The organism is Bradyrhizobium diazoefficiens USDA 110, assembly GCF_000011365.1.
In the GTDB taxonomy this organism is placed as follows: domain Bacteria; phylum Pseudomonadota; class Alphaproteobacteria; order Rhizobiales; family Xanthobacteraceae; genus Bradyrhizobium; species Bradyrhizobium diazoefficiens.
Map to the genome: position 1 here is coordinate 4,896,515 of NC_004463.1, position 20,564 is coordinate 4,917,078.

The following is a 20,564-nucleotide window of genomic DNA, read 5'->3' on the forward strand; positions in this document are numbered from 1 at the left end:
CGACTGCCTGCCGAATCCTTGAGCCTGCGATCCACCGCAAGCGACGTTACACGCCGCGATCGATTCCTGCCGGTTTCGACCCGTGCTCGTAATCCTGGAAGCATGGTCGATCCGCCGAATGGCCGTTCTGGTCGCTCCCGCCCGCCAGCGAACGAACGGCGAAGGCCAGCTGATGCTGGCTCGCCGCGACGTTCATAATGGAAGCTTGTGCCGCCTCGAGGTGTTTGGCTATCCCGCTGGAGTTCAAGTCCACGCCCGCATCGATCGCCAGAAACGACATTGCGCCGACGGCAATTCCGGACGCGACAGCCATTCTTGTCCATTCAGATGACGGCATCACAAAACCTTCGACACCTTTTCTGCATGCCGGATAGGTAGGATTCTCTCGCCGCCTGGACAGGCCCGCGCACGCTTTGTTGAAGTGCGCTGGATCTGCAAATCACGCCGCCACGGAGATCGCGGGCCGGGGTAATTTCTGGCTCTCGTCGGCTCGGCTCAGCCCGAACGAAGCCGATCGGCTCGGAGAGTTAAGACTGGCGATCCCAGCAGGACTCGAACCTGCAACCCGCGGAGTAGAAATCCGCTACTCTATCCAGTTGAGCTATGGGACCGTCTTGAGGCCGCTCTTGAGCCGGCCTCGGCTACCGTCTGCCGGTCTTCTATCACGCCAAATATGAAAAATCCGCACGTCCGCCAAGCCTGAACCGAACCGTTTTCCTCAATGGCGCGACAAAACGGAACGGTGGGGTGTCAGGGTGCCGGGTTGAGCGGCAGCGGACCGGACGATGGATCACATCGCCGGGAACGCTGAACAGCTTCCGGGACACGGCCGCCGGTCGACCGGCTAGATATTGCTGCGCCATTAGGACGGCGTGCGCGGCGGTATCTTGATCGGTCTCCTCTGGGCCTGCCTTGTCATGGCGAATGCGACGTTTTGCACCTCTGGTTCCATCGCCTTGAGTCCGTCACCTTTCCACGCATTTCATGCGACAAGCGGCGTTCGTCCGCGATTTCCGGGAGTCCATCCATGATCGGTCTTGTTCGCGCCGTCACAATCTGCGCCGCGCTGGCGCTCGGCCTTTCGGCTGCGCAAGCCGCCGACAAGGCTTTCAAACGCGACGATCTCGCCGATTCCGCGATCAAGCTCGAGGCGCAGATCAAGAGCGAGGCGGGACCTGTCGCCAAGACCAACGCGACGCTGCGCACGGATGCTGACGCCGCCTTCCGGCGCAATGATTACCGTGCCGGCCTGTCGGTGCTCGGCCAGATTGCGGCCACGACGCCTGACGATGCCGGCAACTGGCTGCGGCTTGCCAAGGTGATCTTCCAGATCTGGCCGAAGAACTCGAGCGAGCAGACGTTCCTGCTGGAGCGCGCCTCGACGGCGGCCTACATCGCCTATCAGCGCGCCGGCAATCCGGGCGAGGAGGCCGACGCGCTCGCGGTGCTCGGCAAGTCGCTGGCCGAGCGCAAGCTGTGGCGGCCGGCGCTGGACGCGCTACGGCTGTCGCTCGACATGCGCGAGGTCGCCGACGTCCGCGGCCAATACGAGAAGATGCGCGACGAGCACGGCTTCCGCCTGCTCGACTATACCGTCGATTCGGATTCGGCCAGTCCGCGCGCCTGCTTCCAGTTCTCGGAGGAGCTCGCCAAGCGTACCGACTTTGCGCCGTTCCTCGCGCTCGCGGGCCAGGACAAGCCGGCGCTGTCGGCCGAAGGCAAGCAGCTCTGCGTCGACGGCCTGAAGCACGGCGAGCGCTACAACATCAATCTGCGCGCCGGCCTGCCGTCGACGGTGAAGGAGGGGCTGCCGAAATCGGCCGAGTTCAACGTCTACGTGCGCGACCGCAAGCCCTTCGTGCGCTTCACCAGCCGCGCCTATGTGCTGCCCAGGACCGGCCAGCGCGGCATTCCCGTGGTCAGCGTCAACACGCCCGCGGTCAACATCAACGTCTTCCGGATCGGCGACCGCAACCTGATCAACACGGTGGTCGACAGCGACTTCCAGAAGACGCTGTCCAAGTATCAGCTCAGCGATCTCGGCGACGAGCGCGGCGTGAAAGTCTGGACCGGCGAGCTCACGACCGCGATGACGCTGAACCAGGACGTCACCACGGCATTCCCCGTCGACCAGGCGCTGGGCGAGCTCCAGCCGGGCGTCTATGTGATGACCGCCGCGGCCAAGGGCCCGGGCTCGGACGACGAGTACCAGCTCGCCACGCAGTGGTTCATCGTCTCCGATCTCGGTGTGTCGGCCTATTCCGGCAACGACGGCATCCACGTGTTCATCAACTCCCTGGCCTCGACCGATCCGGTCGGCAAAGCCGAGGTGCGACTGATCGCGCGCAACAACGAGATCCTGGCCACCCGCAAGACCGACGATTCCGGCCATGTGCTGTTCGAAGCCGGCCTTGCGCGCGGCGAGGGCGGCCTGTCGCCGGCGATGCTGACGGTGACGGGCGAGAAGGCCGACTATGCCTTCTTGAGCCTGAAGACCTCGGCCTTCGACCTCAGTGACCGTGGCGTGGCGGGCCGCGTGGTGCCTGTTGGCGCCGATGCCTTCGTCTATGCCGAGCGCGGCGTCTACCGCTCCAGCGAGACCGTCTATCTCACCGCGCTCTTGCGCGACGGGCAGGGCAATGCCGTCACCGGCGGGCCGATGACCCTGGTGGTCGAGCGCCCTGACGGCGTCGAATACCGCCGCGCCGTACTGTCCGACCAGGGCGCCGGCGGCCGCACGCTGTCCGTGCCGCTCAACTCGGCTGTGCCGACCGGGACCTGGCGAGTGCGTGCCTTCACCGATCCGAAGGGCTCGTCGGTCGGCGAAACCACCTTCATGGTCGAGGACTATGTCCCCGACCGGATCGAATTCGAGTTGTCCGCCAAGGACAAGCTGATCAAAGCTAACGCTCCAGTGGAGCTTAAGGCCGACGGTCATTTCCTCTACGGCGCACCCGCCGCGGGTCTCCAGCTCGAAGGCGACATGCTGATCGCGCCCGCTTCGGAACGTCCGGGTTTTGCCGGCTACCAGTTCGGCGTCGCCGACGAGGAGACCACCTCGAACGAGCGCACGCCGCTTGAGAACCTGCCCGAGGCCGACGCCAACGGCGTTGCCACCTTCCCGGTGACGCTGGACAAGCAGCCGGCCTCGACCCGCCCGCAGGAGGCGCAGATCTTCGTCCGCATGGTCGAGACCGGCGGCCGCGCCGTCGAGCGCAAGCTGGTGCTGCCGGTCGCGCCCGCGAGCGCCCTGATCGGCGTCAAGCCGCTGTTCGGCGACAAGAACGTCGCCGAAGGCGACAAGGCCGAGTTCGACGTCGTGTTCGTCTCGCCCGAGGGCAAGACGTTGCCGCGTGACGGCCTGCGCTACGAGCTCCTGAAGATGGAGTCGCGCTACCAGTGGTATCGCCAGAACAATTACTGGGAGTATGAGCCGGTCAAGTCGACCTCGCGCGTCGCCGACGGCGATCTCACCATCGCCGCCGACAAGCCGTCGCGGGTCTCGCTCAGCCCGCGGCCCGGCCGCTACCGGCTCGACGTCAAGTCGAGCGACGCCGACGGCCCGGTGACCTCGGTGCAGTTCGACGTCGGCTGGTATTCCGACGGCAGCGCCGATACGCCGGACCTGCTGGAGACCTCGATCGACAAGCCGCAATATGCCTCCGGCGACACCATGACGGTGTCCGTCAACGTGCGCAGCGCCGGCAAGCTCACCGTCAACGTGCTCGGCGACCGCCTGCTGACGACGCAGACGATCGACGTCAAGGAGGGCACCGCGCAGGTGAAGCTCCCGGTCGGCAAGGACTGGGGCACCGGCGCCTATGTGGTGGCGACGCTGCGCCGTCCGCTCGATGCCGCCGCCCAGCGCATGCCGGGCCGCGCCATCGGCCTGAAATGGTTCGGCATCGACAAGCAGACCCGGACGCTGAGTGTGAAGCTGACGCCGCCGGCGCTGATCCGGCCGAACGCGATGTTGAAGATCCCGGTCAAGCTCGACGGGCTCAATCCGGGCGAGGACGCAAAGATCGTCATCGCCGCGGTCGATGTCGGCATCCTCAACCTCACCAATTACAAGCCGCCGGCGCCGGACGATTACTATCTCGGCCAGCGCCGCCTTTCCGCGGAGATCCGCGATCTCTATGGGCAGTTGATCGACGGCATGTCGGGCACGCGCGGCCAGATCAAGTCCGGCGGCGACGCCGGTGCGGCCGAACTCCAGGGCTCACCGCCGGCGCAGAAGCCGCTCGCGCTCTATTCCGGCATCGTCACGGTTGCCGCTGACGGCACCGCCGAGGTGAGCTTCGACATTCCGGAGTTCGCCGGCACCGCGCGCGTGATGGCGGTGGCGTGGACCGCGACCAAGCTCGGCCGCGCCAACACCGACGTCGTGATCCGCGATCCTGTCGTGCTGACCACGACCTTGCCGCGCTTTCTGCTCAATGGCGACCACGGCACGGTCAACCTCGAAATCGACAATGTCGAGGGCCAGGCCGGCGACTACGTCATCAACGTGAAGACGGGCGGCCCGGTGAAGATGACCGGCAATCCCGCGACCACGGTCAAGCTCGCCGCCAAGCAGCGCAACGCGTTCTCGCTTGCGCTCGATGCGACCGCAGCGGGACAGGCGACGCTCGACGTCGACATCAAGGGGCCGAACGGGCTTGCACTCGCACGCCACTATGCGTTCGACGTCAAGGCGGCGACGCAGGTGCTGGCGCGGCGTTCGATCCGGACGCTGGCGAAGGGCGAGAGCCTGACGCTGACCTCGGACATGTTCTCCGACCTTGTGCCGGGCACCGGCAGCGTCTCGGTCTCGGCGAGCCTGTCCACGGCGCTCGATGCGGCGACGATCCTGAAAGCGCTCGACCGCTATCCCTATGGCTGCTCGGAGCAGATCACGAGCCGCGCCATGCCGCTGCTCTATGTCAACGAGCTTGCGGCCGGCGCCCATCTCGCCATGGACACCGAGGTCGACCAGCGCATCCGCGACGCGATCGAGCGGCTGCTGGCGCGACAGGGCTCGAACGGCTCGTTCGGACTGTGGTCGGCCGGCGGCGACGACGCCTGGCTGGATGCTTACGTGACGGACTTCCTGACCCGGGCCCGCGAGAAGGGCTTTGCGGTGCCGGACGTGCTGTTCAAGAACGCGCTCGACCGCGTCCGCAACTCCGTCGTCAACGGCAATGAGCCGGAGAAGGACGGCGGCCGCGATCTCGCCTACGGCCTCTACGTGCTTGCACGGAACGGCGCGGCTCCAATCGGCGACCTGCGCTATCTCGCCGATACCAAGCTGAGCAACCTCGCGACGCCGATTGCGAAGTCGCAGCTCGCCGCGGCGCTCGCGCTGGTCGGCGACCGTAACCGCGCGGAGCGGGTCTATGGCGCTGCACTCGACAGCCTCGCGCCCAAGCCGGTGCTGGAGTTCGGCCGCACCGATTACGGCTCGCAGCTTCGCGATGCGGCGGCGCTTGTCTCGCTTGCCAGCGAAGGCAACGCGCCGAGGGCGACGCTGACGCAGGCGGTGTCGCGGGTCGAGACCGCGCGCGGGCTGACGCCCTACACCTCCACGCAGGAGAACGCGTGGCTGGTGCTGGCGGCGCGGGCGCTCGCCAAGGAGAACCTGTCGATCGAGGTCGACGGCCAGCCGGTCAAGACCGCGCTCTACCGCAGCTACAAGGCGGACACGCTGAGCGGCAAGCCGCTGAAGATCACCAACACCGGCGATGCGCCGGTGCAGGCGGTGGTCTCGGTGTCGGGCTCGCCGGTGACGCCGGAGCCGGCGGCCTCCAACGGCTTCAAGATCGAGCGCAATTACTTCACGCTCGACGGCAAGCCCGCCGACATCAGCAAGGTCAAGCAGAACCAGCGCTTCGCGGTGGTGCTGAAGATCACCGAGGCCAAGCCGGAGTACGGCCACATCATGGTGTCCGACTATCTGCCGGCGGGCCTTGAGATCGACAATCCGAAGCTGGTCTCGTCCGGCGACAGCGGTACGCTGGACTGGATCGAGGACGGCGAGGAGCCCGAGGATACCGAGTTCCGCGACGACCGCTTCACGGCGGCCGTTGACCGGGCGTCGGACTCCAAGTCGGTCTTCACCGTCGCCTATGTTGTCCGCGCCGTTTCGCCGGGTAAATACGTATTGCCGCAGGCTTATGTCGAGGACATGTACAACCCCTCGCGCTACGGGCGGACGGGCACGGGGAATGTCGAGGTACGGGCGGCGAAGTGAGTGGAGCGCAGATGAGCGAAGCCAACCAAGTGTCTCGTCATTCCGGGATGGTCCGAAGGACCAGACCCGGAATCTCGAGATTCCGGGTTCGGCTCTTCGAGCCGCCCCGGAATGACGGATTAGGAGGGCGCACCACCATGCGCATCCTTTCCGTCCTCGCCTTCACACTCATCCTCGCCATCACCGCCTTCGTCGGCTGGGTCTACTCCCTCGGCCCGCTCCCGCTCGACGAAGCGCGCCAGGCCTCCACCACCATCGTCGATCGCAACGGCAAGCTGCTGCGGGCCTACGCCATGGCGGACGGCCGCTGGCGGCTTCCGGTCGACGCCAGGACGAACGTCGATCCGATCTATCTCAAGCTGCTGCTCGCTTATGAGGACCAGCGCTTCTATGCCCATGACGGCATCGATCCGCTGGCGCTGGGCCGCGCCGCGTTGCAGCTCGGAACGCGCGGCCACATCGTGTCCGGCGGCTCGACCATCACCATGCAGCTAGCACGGCTGATGGAGCCGCGGCGGCAGCGCTCGCTCTATGCGAAGCTGCGGCAGATGGTCCGCGCGATCGAGATCGAGCGGACCCTCGGCAAGAGCGAAATCCTCGACCTCTATCTCGCGCTGGCGCCTTATGGCGGCAATCTCGAAGGTATCCGCGCCGCCTCGATCGCCTATCTCGGCAAGGAGCCGAAGCGGCTCTCGCTGGCTGAAGCCGCATTGCTGGTGGCGCTGCCGCAATCGCCGGAGACGCGCCGGCTCGACCGCTATCCCGATGCGGCGCTCAAGGCTCGCGACCGCGTGCTCGACCGCATGGTCGAGGAGCACGTGGTCAGCGTCGATGACGCAAAGCAGGCCAAGGCCGTGCCGGTGCCGAAGCTGCGCAAGCCGATGCCGGTCCTGGCGCCGCATGCGTCCGACACCGCGCTTGCGACGGTCAAGGATGCGCCCGTCATCAAGCTGACGCTGGACGCCAATCTTCAGAAGGTGCTGGAACCGCTGGCGCGCGACCGCGCGGTTGCGCTCGGTGCGAACATCTCGGTCGGCATCATCGTGGTCGACAACGAGAGCGGCGACGTGCTCGCGCGCGTCGGCTCGGCTGATTATTTCGACGAGAGCCGGGCAGGGCAGGTCGACATGACGCGCGCCATCCGCTCGCCGGGTTCGACGCTCAAGCCCTTCATCTACGGCCTCGCCTTCGAGGACGGCTTCGTCCATCCCGACAGCCTGATCGACGACCGGCCTGTCCGCTTCGGCTCTTACGCGCCGGAAAATTTCGACATGACGTTCCAGGGCACCGTGCCGGTGAAGAAGGCGCTGCAATTGTCGCTGAATGTGCCGGCGATCGTGCTGCTCGACCGCGTCGGCGCGAGCCGGCTGGCGTCGCGGCTGCGGCAAGCCGGCGGCAATCTCATCCTGCCCAAGGACGAAGCGCCAGGGCTTGCCATGGGGCTCGGCGGCGTCGGCGTGACGCTTCAGGACCTTGCGCAGCTCTATGCCGGGTTTGCCCGCCTTGGAACCACCAAGCCGCTGCGCGAGGTCGTGGCTGCCAGAGACGACCGCGAGCCGCTGCGGCTGCTCGATCAGGTCGCGGCCTGGCAGGTCGGCAACGTGCTGCTGGGCACGCCACCGCCGGAAAACGCCGCCCACAACCGGATCGCCTTCAAGACCGGCACATCCTACGGCTATCGCGACGCCTGGTCGGTCGGCTTCGATGGCCGCATGACCATCGGCGTCTGGGTCGGTCGGCCCGATGGAGCGCCGGTTCCCGGCCTGATCGGCCGTGTCGCCGCCGCGCCCATCCTGTTCGACGCTTTCGCCCGGACCGGTAAGACGCTGGCGCCGCTGCCGAAGCCGCCCAAGGGAACCCTGGTCGCCAGCAACGCCAAGCTGCCGCTGCCCTTGAAACGGTTCCGCCCGGTCGGGGAACTGGTGCGGACCGGCAGCGAGCAGGCGCTGCACATCCAGTTCCCGCTGAACGGCTCGCGGATCGACGTCGATCGGTCGGGTGGCTCTGAGGCCGCAGCCATGCCGGTCAAGGTCGCCGGCGGCGTTCTGCCCATGACCGTCATGGTTAATGGCACGGCGCTCGGCGAGATCGACGGGCGCCGCCAGCGCCTGATTGATCCGCCTGGTCCGGGCTTTGCGCGGCTCACCGTGATCGATGCCACTGGCGCCGCGGACACAGTTGTCATTCGAATTCAATGACCCGGCCTTAAGCGGTTGTCGGAATGACGGTTTCAGCGTAAGCGGAACCAATGGCCGAGACCTACCCAAGCCCCCGTTTTGGAGCCCCCCGCGAGCCGAAATCGCCCGTAAATCCGGGTAGCCGGCTGGTGTCGATGCTCGATGTCGTCACGGCTAGCCACGCCCGTGCGGTGGCCTTTCTGGTGCTGTGCGCGCTGCTGCTGTTCCTGCCGGGCTTCTTCACGATCCCGCCTGTCGACCGCGACGAGGCGCGCTTTGCGCAGGCCACCAAGCAGATGGTCGAGAGCGGCGACTATGTCGACATCCGCTTCCAGGAGGACGTCCGCTACAAGAAGCCGGTCGGCATCTACTGGTTGCAATCTGCGGCAGTCGAAGCCGCCGCGGCACTCAAGCTGCCGAAGGCCGAGTTGCGGATCTGGGTCTACCGGCTGCCGTCGCTGCTGGGGGCGATCGGCGCCGTGCTCATGACCTATTGGGCTGCGCTCGGCTTCGTCACGCGGCGCGGTGCGGTGCTCGCAGCGCTCTTGATGTGCGCCTCGGTGCTGCTCGGCGTCGAGGCGCGGCTCGCCAAGACCGATGCGATGCTGCTGTTCTGCGTGACCGCCGCGATGGGCGCGATGGCGCGGGCCTATCTGTCGTGGCAGCGCGCTGAGGACGAGACACATCCGCCCTGGAGCTGGCCCGCGATCTTCTGGACCGCGCTCGCCGTCGGGATCCTGATCAAGGGGCCGCTGATCCTGATGTTCGCCGGCCTGACCATCGTCGCACTGGCGATCCAGGACCGCGATGCCTCCTGGCTGTGGAAGCTGCGCCCGCTCTGGGGCTTGATGTGGATGCTGGTGCTGGTGCTGCCCTGGTTCGTCGCGATCTTCTGGCGCGCGGGCGATGCCTTCTTCGCGGACTCCGTCGGCGGCGACATGCTGAGCAAGATCGGCGCGCAGGAATCCCATGGCGCGCCGCCCGGACTGTACCTCGCGCTGTTCTGGATCACCTTCTGGCCGGGCGCGCCGCTCGCGGCAATGGCGGCGCCTGCGGTGTGGCGGGCGCGGCGTGAGCCCGGTGCGCAATTTCTGCTGGCCTGGCTGGTCCCGTCCTGGATCGTGTTCGAGGCGGTGCTGACCAAGCTGCCGCATTACGTGCTGCCGCTGTACCCGGCGATCGCGATCCTGACCGTCGGCGCGCTGGAGCGGCGCGTGCTGTCGCGCTCCTGGCTGATGCGCGGCTCGGCCTGGTGGTTCGCGATCCCCGCGGCCGCCTCGATCATCGCGGTGGTCGGCGCGGTGATGCTGACGCGGCAGCCGGCTTTCGTGGCCTGGCCGTTTATCGCGGCGTCCCTGATCTTCGGCCTGTTCGCCTGGTGGCTGTTCGACACCAACCACGCCGAGCGCTCGGTGCTGAACGCGCTGGTCGCAGCCTTGATGCTTGCGGTCGTGGTCTACGGCATCGTGCTGCCGTCGCTGACGCCGGTGTTTCCGAGCATCGAGGTCGCGCGTGCTCTGCGCAACGTCACCTGCGTCGGGCCGAAGGCGGCCGCCGCCGGCTATCACGAGCCGAGCCTCGTGTTCCTGACGGGCACCCAGACGCTGCTCACCGACGGCTCGGGCGCAGCGGACTTCCTGCGGCAGGGCAGCTGCCGCTTCGCGCTGATCGAGCAGCGCTCGGAGCGCAGCTTCGTGCAGCGCGCCGAGGCGATCGGGCTGCGTTACAAGGTCGGCGCCCGCATCGACGGCTACAATTTCTCGCAAGGGCGCGCGATCTCGATCTCGATCTTCCGCTCGGAAGGCACCGAATAGGATGCCGGCCTCGACCAACATCGCGCCGCGGCCGAGCTATCCCGCGCAGTTTCTGACCGTGACGGGGCGTGCGCTGGCGCAGCTCGTGCGTTCGCCCTCGCATTCGCGCCGCGCCGAGGCCGCGCGAAAGCTGGCGCGCCATTCGCTATGGCTCAGCGCCGCGGGCGCGGCCCTGGTCATCGCGCTGATGCTGGCGTTCGACCTGACTGAGATCCAGTTGATGCCGGCGCGCGGCACGCCCGGCCTGTGGCCGATCCGCATCCTGACCGATTTCGGCAAGGACGAGTATGTGCTCTCGGCGCTGGCCGTCGCCCTCGTGGTCGTGGCGCTCGTTGCGGCCGGCCTTTACGGCACCCGCCGCGCGCTGCTGCTCGGCCTCGGTACGCGGCTCCAGTTCCTGTTTCTATCCGTTGCATTCTCGGTGTTGATCGCCGAGATCCTGAAATATCTCATTGGCCGCGGACGTCCGTTCGTCGGCGGCAAGGCCGACCCGTTCAACTTCATCCCGTTCGAGGGCAGCGGGGCCTATGCCAGCCTGCCATCCGGCCATGCGGTGACGGCGTTCGCGCTCGCTTTCGCGGTGTCGGCACTCTGGCCACGGCTGCGCGTCTTCATGTTCACTTACGCAATCGTGATCCTGCTGACGCGCCTGGTGCTGCTCGCGCATCATCCGAGCGACGTCGTGGCCGGCGCCCTGGTCGGCATGGTCGGCGCCATGGCGGTCCGCTACTGGTTCGCGGCCCGTAGGCTCGGCTTCGCCATCCGCGCCGATGGCAGCATCTTGGCCATTCCAGGACCGGTCGGCGGCCGCCTCAAAAGGGTTGCCCGCGGGGCCTCCGCCCCATAAAAGCGGCTGCCTGCCGGGGCCGCCGGTTCCCCGAGGCGCAGGCCAATTCCAACCACGAGCCTCATTTGTCGACGTCCCAGCCTTCGGTTTCCATCGTCGTTCCCGTGCGCAACGAAGCCGACAACATCGCGCCCCTGATCGAGGAGATCACCGCGGCGCTCGACAGCCGCTGGGATTACGAGATCATCTACGTCAATGACGGTTCGACCGATACGACCGGCGAGCGGCTCAAGGCCATCATGGCGCAGCGGGGCAATCTGCGTCAGCTCCGACATGCAAAATCCGGTGGCCAGTCCGCTGCCGTGCGCAGCGGCGTGCGTGCCGCGCGCGGCGCGATCGTGGCCACGCTCGACGGCGACGGCCAGAACAATCCGGCGTTCCTGCCGGACCTGATCGCGGCGGTCGAGAAGGGCGCCCATGTCGGGCTCGCCGCGGGCCAGCGCGTCGGACGCAAGGACACGGGCTTCAAGAAATTCCAGTCGCGCGTGGCGAACAAGGTCCGCAACGGCATCCTGAAGGACGGCACGCGCGACACCGGCTGCGGCCTGAAAGCATTCCGGCGCGAGGTCTTCCTCGCGATGCCCTATTTCGACGGGCTGCACCGTTTCCTGCCGGCACTGGTGCGGCGTGAAGGCTACGAGATCGCCTATGTCGACGTGATCGACCGGCCGCGCCGCTCCGGCGTGTCAAATTACGGTTTCTTCGACCGGCTATGGATCGGCATCATGGATCTGGCCGGCGTGTGGTGGCTGATCCGACGCAAGAAGCCGACGCCCGACGTGACCGAGGTGACACCTCATGACTAGCCTTCTCAACTATCTGCACGACGTCTTCGTCGTGAAATTCGACGCCTGGGTGATCCTGGGCTTCGTGGCGCAGGCGTTCTTCACCATGCGCTTCGTGGTGCAGTGGATCGCGTCCGAACGTGCGCGCAAGAGCGTCATGCCGGTCGCGTTCTGGTTCTTCTCGGTCGGCGGCGGTGCGCTGCTCCTGGTCTACGCGCTCTATCGCAAGGATCCCGTGTTCATCGCGGGCCAGGCGCTTGGCCTCGTCGTCTACCTCCGCAACGTCTATTTCATCATCATCAACGGCAAGCAGGTCTCGAGCGAATAGCTCGCTCTTGTGTGCCTCATCGGCATGAACAAGTTACAAGCCGTCCTGTTCACGTCAGTCTTTCTGGTCGGCCTGCTGTTACTCGGGCTCGGCCTGTTCGAGCTCGGCAGCACCGTCGCGTTCCTTGTGCGGGCCGAGCAGACCGAAGCGCGGTTCATGGGTGCCGTCGCGCGGACCGGCGGGAATCATGGCGGAACGTTTCTCTATCCGTCGTTTCAATTCACGACGATCGACGGGCGCTCGGTGACGTTCACGTCCTCGTCGGGCTCGACCGCTCAGCCTTATTCAGACCGCGAGCAGGTCAAGATAGCCTACGATCCACGGCGGCCCGAGGATGCGCGGCTGCTGTCGTTCCTGACGCTGTGGATCGCTCCGGTCCTGCTTTGCGGCGCGGGCCTGCTGCTGGCGGGCGGCGCGGTTCTTGTTCGCGCCGGACTAGCGCGGCAACGCCGAGGCCGCGCCTGAGGCGGGCAGGGCGGCTGCCTCGGTCTCGGTCCTGCGATACGGCTCGCCCGCGGCATCCAGCACGGGATAGGCGACCGAGCAGATGTGCGAATGGATGCGGCGCAGATCGCGCAGCACGTCGAGGTGCAGCGAGGTGGTCTCGATGGTCTCGGGGCGGCCCTCGCGCAGGCGGTCGAGATGGCGCTCGACGGCGGCAAGCTCGGTGTTCTTCAGCGTGGTCTTCTCCACCAGCAGCTTGCGCGCTTCATTCGCATCGCCCGACATGAACACGCCGAAGGCGATCCGCAGCGATTCCATCGTGCGCTTGTGGAAGGCGGCGAGCTCCTCGGAGCCCTCGGCCGAGAACTGGAAGCGGCGCTTGATCTTCTTGGTCGCAAGCTCGCTCAGGCTCTTGTCGATGATGTCGCCGATGTGTTCGAGGTTGATGGCGAAGGAGATGATCTCCATCGCGCGCCGCCCCTCGCTCTCGTCGAGGCTGCCCCGCATCAGTTTCGTCACGTACAGCTTGATGGCTTCATCCAGGCCGTCGACGACATTGTCCATCTTCGAGACCTGGTCGACCAGGGCGCGGTCGCCCGTCATCATCGCGGCCATGACCTTGCGCAGCATCACCTCGACGAAGTCGCCCATCCGCAGCGTTTCGCGGGCGGCGTCGGCGAGCGCCAGCGACGGCGTCTCCAGCGCGGTCTCGTCCAGATAGCGCGGGCGGGCCGGATCGGTGTCCTGGATGCGGTCGGGCAGGAGGCGGGTCAGCAGGCGCGACATGGTATCGAGCAGGCCGATGAAGATAATGGCGGTGCCGACATTGAAGGCGATGTGGAAGGCGGCCGTCATCCTGGCGAGATCCGGCTGCCAGGCGTGCATGTGCTCCGCGATCACGCTCAGGAATGGCAGCACCAGTGCAATCCCGATCACGCGATTGACGAGATTGCCGACCGGCAGGCGGTAGCTCGCGGGATCGTCGCGCCTGGCCCCTTCGAACACGGGGTTGATGGCGCTGCCGAGATTGGCGCCGAGCACCAGAGCCAGGGCCGCGTAGGGCGTGATGAACTGCGAATAGGCCAGCGACATGATCAGCAGCACGCTGGCGACGCTCGAATGCACCGCCCAGGTGACGAGCGCCGCGATGACGATGCACAGGATGGGATCACCCGTGATCGCCGACATCACGACGCGCACGCCGGGTGCGTTCTCGGCCGGCGCCAGCGTGTCGAGCAGGATGTGCAGCGACAGCAGCATCAATCCGAGGCCGATGCAGACGCGGCCGACGTCCTTGATCCGCGAGCGCGGTCCGGAGCGGAAGGCGACGAGGCCGAGCACGAACAGCACGGGCGCGACGGCAGCAATGTTGAACGACAGCACCTGCACGATCAGCGTCGTGCCGACATTGGCCCCCAGCATGATGGCAAGCGCTGCGGCGAGGCTGACGAGGCCCTCGGCGGTGAACGAACTGGTGATCAGGGCGGTCGCCGTGCTGCTCTGGAGCAGCGCGGTGAGCCCGAGGCCGGCGGCGAACGCGCTGACGCGGTTGCCGAGCGCCTTGCCGAGCAGGCGGCGGAGGTCCGGGCCGAAGGCGCGCAGTATTCCGCTGTGGACCATGTGCAGGCCCCACAGCAACAGCGCCACGCCGCCCATCAGATCAAGCAGAACCAACGTTCCCATGCTCCGTGTCCGGATGAGAGTCGATTGGTGAGGCTAGCGCCAAATGCTTGAGGATCAAACCATTTGTTGGCGCGTCGGCGTTAACGTTTGCGGCGGCTGCACGTTCCCGCGGCGCGCGTTGCCGCGACCTCAGGCGCGATGCCTTTTGAGCAGGCTCACATTGCTGTCTTGAGGGCAGCGAAGCCGCGATCGAGATCCGCTTTGAGGTCGTCGGTACTTTCGAGCCCGATATGCAGACGCAGGGTAGGGCCGCCCGGCGCCCACTTGGTCGCGGTGCGATAGCCGTCGCAGTCGAAGGGAATCGCAAGACTTTCGAAGCCGCCCCAGGAGAAGCCCATGCCGAACAGCTTGAGCGTGTTGAGCATGGTGTCGACGGCCTTCTGCGGGGCCGGCTTCAGCACGATGCTGAACAGGCCCGAGGCGCCGGTGAAGTCGCGCTTCCAGATCGCATGGCCCGGATCGGTCTCGAGCCCGGGATGCAGCACGCGCGCGACCTCGGGACGGCTTGCGAGCCAGCGCGCCATGTCGAGGCCGGAACGATGATGCTGCGCCAATCGCACCGATAGCGTGCGCAGGCCGCGCAGCGCCAGGAAGACGTCGTCGGGGCCGGCGCAGACGCCGAGCAGGCGGATGCCCTCGGCGATCTGCGGCCAGGCTTTTGCGTTGGCCGAGATGGTGCCGAACATGATGTCGGAATGGCCGCCGATATATTTGGTCGCCGCCTGCATGCTGATGTCGACGCCCTGCTCGAGCGAGCGATGATAGAGCGGGGTGGCCCAGGTGTTGTCGTCGATGACGAGCGCATCGCGCGCATGCGCGACCTCGGCGATGGCGCGGATGTCGGGCATCTCGAACGATTGCGAGCCCGGCGCCTCCACCAGCACCGCACGCGTGTTGGGCTTGAACAGCTTGTCGATGCCGGCGCCGATCAGCGGATCGAAATAGGTGGTCTCGACGCCGTAGCGGGCGAGCATGCCGTTGCAGAAATTGCGCGAAGGCCGATAGACATTGTCGCAGACCAGAATGTGGTCGCCGGTCTTCAGCACCGAGAGCAGGGTGGTGGAGATCGCCGACAGCCCGGATGGCACGATGCCGACGCCGGCGCATTGCGGCCCCTCCAGCGCCATCAGCGTGTCCTGGAACGCCCTGGTCGTCGGGGTGCCGTGGCGGCCATAGGTGAACTCGCCGCGATGGGCATGCAGGTCCTCGGCGGTCGGATAGAGCACGGTCGAGCCGTGGAACACCGGCGGATTGACAAACCCCTTCTGCGCCTTGGTGTCGCGGCCGGAGGTGACCAGCCGGGTCTCGGCCTGCTGCTGGGAGGGGTGCGAGGAATCCATGCGCCTGCTTTCAAAACTGCGTTTCCGGCGGGCGCGATGCGCCCCGCTGGCCGGCCGAAAGGCCGCTGTCGTTAATAACAGAACACAGAAGAGTCCCGTCAACCCCTTGACCCGGCTCGCCAGTCGTTCTGTGATGCGTAGGTGCTATTCAGTCGCCGCATGTTGAGGGGCCTGCCGCGACCTTCGATCCATCGTCTGACCGGACCTTGCGCTACAGCCATAATGGCGGGCGCCTGCGGCGGGGATTAAGGTATGGCCTCCCGAGATCGGCGAGTGTTCGGCAAGGTTTTCCAGCATGACTCTTGCAAGGCTCACCCTGGCAGAGACGATCCTGAGACAACATTCCTGACCTTGAGACGACCCTTGAAAGGCCTTCCCCCCATGAAACGCGTAACCCTGGCTCTCACTCTTGCTCTCGCCGCCGGCCTGACTGCCCAAGCCGCCGATGCGCAAACGCTCAAGACCGTCAAGGACCGTGGCACGCTGTCCTGCGGCGTCAGCCAGGGCCTGCCGGGCTTCTCCGCGCCCGACGACAAGGGCAACTGGACCGGGCTCGACGTCGACGTCTGCCGTGCGATCGCGGCGGCCATCTTCAATGACCCGACCAAGGTCAAGTTCGTGCCGACCTCGGCCAAGGACCGTTTCACGGCGCTGCAATCCGGCGAAATCGACGTGCTCTCGCGCAACACCACCTGGACCATTTCGCGCGACACCTCGCTGGGCGCCAACTTCACCGGCGTGACCTATTATGACGGGCAGGGCTTCATGGTGAAGAAGTCGCTCAAGGTGAATTCCGCCCTCGAGCTCAACAGCGCCTCGGTCTGCGTGCAGACCGGCACCACCACCGAGCAGAATCTGGCCGACTACTTCAAGGCCAACAACATGAAGTACGAGGTGATCGCGTTCGGCACCAACGACGAGACGGTCAAGGCCTATGAGGCCGGCCGCTGCGACGTGTTCACCACCGACCAGTCGGGCCTCTATGCCAACCGCCTCAAGCTCGCCAATCCCAATGACCACATGGTGCTGCCCGAAATCATCTCGAAGGAGCCGCTCGGCCCGATGGTGCGCCACGGCGACGACCAGTGGTTCGACATCGTGAAATGGACGCTGTTTGCCCTCGTCACCACCGAGGAGCTCGGGGTGACCTCGAAGAACGTCGACGAGAAGGCGAAACTCGAAAGCCCTGAGTTGAAGCGCGTGCTCGGCAGCGACGGCAATTTCGGCGAACAGCTCGGCCTGACCAAGGACTGGGTGGTGCGGATCGTGAAGGCGGTCGGCAATTACGGCGAGGTGTTTGATCGCAACGTCGGCGCGGGCTCGCCGCTCGCCATCAATCGCGGCCTCAACAATCTCTGGAACAAGGGCGGTCTCCAGTACGCGCCGCCGATCCGCTGATCCCGCTTGAGCGGCACGCGGCGATGAGCACCGAGGCTCGAAAACCGCCGGCCCAGATCGCGCTGAAGATCAGGCGCATTCTGGGCGGCAAGGCAGGCTGGAACGGCGTCGCCGTCCAGTTTGCCTTCGCGGCGATCCTGGGCTGGATCGGTTATGAGATCGTCTCCAACGCCCGCGCCAACCTCGAAAACCAGCACATTGCCGCCGGCTTCGGCTTCCTCAGGAACAATGCCGGCTTCGACGTCAACCAGACCCTGATCTCCTACACCGGCTCGGACACGTTCCTGCGCGTGTTTATCGTCGGGCTTCTGAACACGCTCGTGGTCTCGGTGGTCGGCATCTTTTTCGCCACCGTGATCGGCTTTATCGTCGCGCTGTGCCGGCTGTCGCCCAACTGGCTGCTGTCGCGCATCGGCGAGCTCTATGTCGAGATCATCCGCAACCTGCCGCTGCTGTTCCAGATCCTGTTCTGGTACCTGGCGGTGCTCGCGGCGCTGCCAAATCCCCGGCAGAGCATTTCGCTGCTCGGCATCGCCTTCGTCAGCAATCGGGGCCTCGTCATTCCCCGTCCGATCGGCGAGAGCGGGTTCGAGCCGTTCCTGGCGATGCTGGTCCTCGGCATCGTCGCATCGCTGGCGTTGCGCTTCCATGCGCGGCGCGCGCTGTTCCAGCGCGGGCAGGTGATCCGCATCTGGCCTTATGTGCTGGGCCTGCTGTTCGGGCTGCCGGTGGTCACGATGCTGGTGTTCGGTCTGCCCTTCACCTTCGAGCTGCCGCAGCTCAAGGGCTTCAATTTTGCCGGCGGCTCGCGGATCATCCCGGAGTTCGTGGCGCTGACGGTCGCCTTGTCGACCTATACCGCCGCCTTCATCGCCGAGATCGTGCGCGCCGGAATCCTGTCCGTGCACAAGGGACAGATGGAGGCGGGGTCGTCGCTGGGCTTGAGCCGCGGCACAACGCTCCGGCTGATCGTCGTGCCACAGGCGATGCGCGTCATCGTGCCGCCGCTGACCAACCAGTATCTCAACCTCACGAAGAACTCCTCGCTGGCGGTCGCCATCGGCTATCCCGACCTGGTGTCGGTGTTCGCCGGCACCTCGCTGAGCCAGACTGGACAGGCGATCGAGATCATCGCCATGACGATGGGCGTCTATCTCTTGATCTCGCTCGTCACCAGCGCCGTCATGAGCGTCTACGGTTGGCGCGTCAGCCGGAGTCTGGGCGCATGACCGACATCACCTCGTCCAGCTTCGTTCGCCAGGACCTGCTCACCGAGCGTCCCGCGCCGGTGAAGACCACGGGCTTCGTCGGCCTGATGCGCACGCGCCTGTTCAACTCGCCGACCAACATTCTGCTCACGATCGTGGGCGCCCTGCTGCTCTGGTTCACCATCATTCCCTCGGTCAGGTTCCTGATGGTCGATGCGGTCTGGGCCGGCAAGGATCGCACGGCCTGCCTGGCCGAGAATGCCGGATTTGCGGTCGGCGCCTGCTGGCCCTACATCCAGGCCAAGCTGCCGCAACTGATCTACGGCTTCTATCCCGAGGCCGAGCGCTGGCGGGTCAACCTCACGCTCATCCTGGCGGCGGTCCTGCTGGTGCCGCTGCTCGTTCCGCGCCTGCCGTCGAAAGGGCTGAACGCCGGCCTGTTCTTCTTCGCCTTTCCGGTGGTCGCATTCTTCCTGCTGCGCGGCGGCGGCATCACCGGCTTTGGCCTGAGCTGGACGGCCGGCCTCCTGCAATTGTTCGACGACAGCATCATCGGGGCAGGGCAGGCCCTGCTCAATCTCAGCAAGACGTCGGCCATCGCCCCATTGCTGTGGGTCGTTGGCAACCTCGTCGTGCTTGTCGGCACGGCGATCTACTGGCTGATCTTTCCGCTGACCTGGCTGCGCGATCAGCTCCAGGGAACGGGCCAGTCGGTCTGGGTCGATTTCGCCATCACCGCCGTGATCGTCTCCCTGATCGCCTTCCTTCTCGGCGGTGGTGTGCGCGCCGGCTGGCGTGCGCTCGCATCGAGCATTGCCACCTTCGTCGCCATCGCCATCGTGATCAAGCTGATGGGGCTCGATCATGGCGGGCTGCCGGTCGTGGAGACGAGCCTGTGGGGCGGCCTGCTGGTGACGCTGGTGGTGTCCGTCACCGGCATCGTCACCTCGCTGCCGATCGGCATCGCGCTGGCGCTGGGCCGCCGCTCCACCATTCCGCTGATCCGGATCTTCTCGATCGCCTTCATCGAGTTCTGGCGCGGCGTGCCGCTGATCACCGTGCTGTTCTTCGCGACCTACATGCTGCCTCTGTTCCTGCCCGGCAATTTCACGGTCGACGGTCTGGTGCGTGCGCTGATCGGCATCGCGCTGTTCACGGGCGCCTATCAGGCCGAGAACGTTCGCGGCGGGCTTGCTGCTATCCCGCGCGGGCAGGGCGAGGCTGCGGCGGCCCTCGGGCTGTCCTGGTGGAAGACGACCTCGCTGATCGTGCTGCCGCAGGCGCTGCGCCACGTCATTCCGAACCTCGTCAACAGCTTCATCTCGCTGTTCAAGGACACTTCGCTGGTCTCGATCGTGGCGCTGTTCGACCTCCTGGGCTCGCTCAGGGCCTCGTTCTCGGATCCGAAATGGTCGACGCCGTCCACGGCGTTCACGGGTTTCGCGTTCGCGGGGATCATCTATTTTCTGTTCTGCTTCGGAATGTCACGCTACTCGCTGTTCGTCGAGCACCGCCTCAACGCCCACCGCCGCAACTGATCGAGGCCACCATGTCCGACCCCATCGTCAAGATTTCCAGCCTGAACAAATGGTACGGCGAATTTCACGTCCTGCGCGACATCGACCTCGAGGTGAAGAAGGGCGAGCGCATCGTGATCTGCGGGCCCTCGGGCTCCGGCAAGTCCACGCTGATCCGCTGCATCAACGCACTGGAGGAATTCCAGGAGGGCGAGATCGTCGTCGACGGCATCGCGCTCGGGCCGAACCTCAAGCATGTCGACGCGGTGCGCCGCGAGGTCGGCATGGTGTTCCAGAGCTTTAACCTGTTCCCGCATCTGACGGTTCTGGACAATTGCACGCTGGCGCCGATCTGGGTCCGCAACATCCCAAAGAGGGATGCCGAGGCAACCGCGATGAAATTCCTGGAGCGGGTCAAGATCCCGCACCAGGCCAACAAGTTTCCGGGCCAGATGTCCGGTGGCCAGCAGCAGCGCGTCGCGATCGCGCGCGCGCTGACGATGAACCCGAAGGTGATGCTGTTCGACGAGCCGACCTCGGCGCTCGACCCCGAGATGGTCAAGGAGGTCCTCGACACCATGGTTGACCTCGCCGGGGAGGGCATGACCATGCTGGTCGTGACCCACGAGATGGGATTTGCCCGCGAGGTCGCCAACCGCGTCGTGTTCATGGACGCCGGTCAGATCATCGAGGCCAATACCCCGAACGAGTTCTTTGCCGCCCCCCAGCACGCCCGCACGAAACTGTTCCTGAGCCAGATTCTGCGGTGAGCGCCTGAAAATCCGGCGGCC

The 20,564-nt window shown here is 66.0% G+C and carries 14 protein-coding genes and 1 tRNA gene; 11 read left to right on the top strand and 4 right to left on the bottom strand.

What is annotated here, in order from left to right; all coding sequences use genetic code 11:
• Positions 1–46: 46 nt before the first annotated feature.
• Together BJA_RS43140 and BJA_RS22150 are read right to left on the bottom strand one after the other, a co-directional pair.
• A complete protein-coding gene (locus BJA_RS43140) occupies positions 47–313 on the bottom strand; it encodes a hypothetical protein (RefSeq protein ID WP_063623006.1) in 267 nt (88 codons plus the stop codon).
• A gap of 221 nt (positions 314–534) precedes the next feature.
• Positions 535–611, bottom strand: a tRNA-Arg gene (locus BJA_RS22150).
• Between the two features lie 416 nt (positions 612–1,027).
• Between BJA_RS22150 and BJA_RS22155 the strand changes: the two genes are divergently transcribed.
• The 7 genes from BJA_RS22155 (at position 1,028) to BJA_RS22185 (ending at position 12,648) form a co-directional block, all read left to right on the top strand.
• A complete protein-coding gene (locus BJA_RS22155) occupies positions 1,028–6,232 on the top strand; it encodes an alpha-2-macroglobulin family protein (protein WP_011087210.1) in 5,205 nt (1,734 codons plus the stop codon).
• Between the two features lie 137 nt (positions 6,233–6,369).
• Positions 6,370–8,430, top strand: coding sequence for a penicillin-binding protein 1C (pbpC, locus tag BJA_RS22160; RefSeq protein WP_162494094.1), 2,061 nt, complete (start codon positions 6,370–6,372; stop codon positions 8,428–8,430).
• Between the two features lie 50 nt (positions 8,431–8,480).
• Positions 8,481–10,223, top strand: coding sequence for an ArnT family glycosyltransferase (locus BJA_RS22165; RefSeq protein ID WP_011087212.1), 1,743 nt, complete (start codon positions 8,481–8,483; stop codon positions 10,221–10,223).
• Position 10,224: 1 nt separating this feature from the next.
• Positions 10,225–11,070 (top strand): phosphatase PAP2 family protein, encoded by an 846-nt coding sequence (locus BJA_RS22170; protein ID WP_011087213.1) that lies wholly within the window; start codon positions 10,225–10,227, stop codon positions 11,068–11,070.
• Positions 11,071–11,135: 65 nt separating this feature from the next.
• Positions 11,136–11,876, top strand: a complete 741-nt coding sequence (locus BJA_RS22175; protein ID WP_028174100.1) for a glycosyltransferase family 2 protein — start codon at positions 11,136–11,138, stop codon at positions 11,874–11,876.
• Positions 11,869–12,183, top strand: coding sequence for a lipid-A-disaccharide synthase N-terminal domain-containing protein (locus BJA_RS22180; protein ID WP_011087215.1), 315 nt, complete (start codon positions 11,869–11,871; stop codon positions 12,181–12,183). Before BJA_RS22175 ends, BJA_RS22180 begins: the two co-directional genes overlap by 8 nt.
• 9 nt (positions 12,184–12,192) lie before the next feature.
• Positions 12,193–12,648: a DUF3592 domain-containing protein gene (locus tag BJA_RS22185; RefSeq protein ID WP_097532085.1), complete on the top strand. Its 456-nt coding sequence runs from the start codon at positions 12,193–12,195 to the stop codon at positions 12,646–12,648.
• Here the strand turns inward: BJA_RS22185 and BJA_RS22190 are convergent.
• Together BJA_RS22190 and metC are read right to left on the bottom strand one after the other, a co-directional pair.
• The gene (locus BJA_RS22190; RefSeq protein ID WP_011087216.1) at positions 12,619–14,310 is read right to left on the bottom strand and encodes a Na/Pi cotransporter family protein; all 1,692 of its coding nucleotides are present in this window, start codon (positions 14,308–14,310) and stop codon (positions 12,619–12,621) included. The two genes, BJA_RS22185 and BJA_RS22190, sit on opposite strands and share 30 nt — an antisense overlap.
• Before the next feature lie 155 nt (positions 14,311–14,465).
• The gene (metC, locus tag BJA_RS22195; RefSeq protein WP_011087217.1) at positions 14,466–15,650 is read right to left on the bottom strand and encodes a cystathionine beta-lyase; all 1,185 of its coding nucleotides are present in this window, start codon (positions 15,648–15,650) and stop codon (positions 14,466–14,468) included.
• 381 nt (positions 15,651–16,031) lie between these two features.
• Between metC and BJA_RS22200 the strand changes: the two genes are divergently transcribed.
• From BJA_RS22200 to BJA_RS22215, 4 genes are read left to right on the top strand one after another with little or no spacing between them, the layout of a single operon-like run.
• The gene (locus BJA_RS22200) at positions 16,032–17,048 is read left to right on the top strand and encodes an amino acid ABC transporter substrate-binding protein (RefSeq protein ID WP_011087218.1); all 1,017 of its coding nucleotides are present in this window, start codon (positions 16,032–16,034) and stop codon (positions 17,046–17,048) included.
• Positions 17,049–17,071: 23 nt separating this feature from the next.
• Positions 17,072–18,277, top strand: a complete 1,206-nt coding sequence (locus BJA_RS22205; RefSeq protein WP_011087219.1) for an amino acid ABC transporter permease — start codon at positions 17,072–17,074, stop codon at positions 18,275–18,277.
• Positions 18,274–19,794, top strand: a complete 1,521-nt coding sequence (locus BJA_RS22210) for an amino acid ABC transporter permease (protein ID WP_011087220.1) — start codon at positions 18,274–18,276, stop codon at positions 19,792–19,794. The genes BJA_RS22205 and BJA_RS22210 overlap by 4 nt, the downstream gene beginning before the upstream one ends.
• A gap of 11 nt (positions 19,795–19,805) precedes the next feature.
• Positions 19,806–20,543 carry an amino acid ABC transporter ATP-binding protein gene (locus tag BJA_RS22215; RefSeq protein ID WP_011087221.1) on the top strand — a complete coding sequence of 246 codons (738 nt, stop codon included), beginning with the start codon at positions 19,806–19,808 and terminating at the stop codon, positions 20,541–20,543.
• The last annotated feature ends 21 nt before the right edge of the window (positions 20,544–20,564 follow it).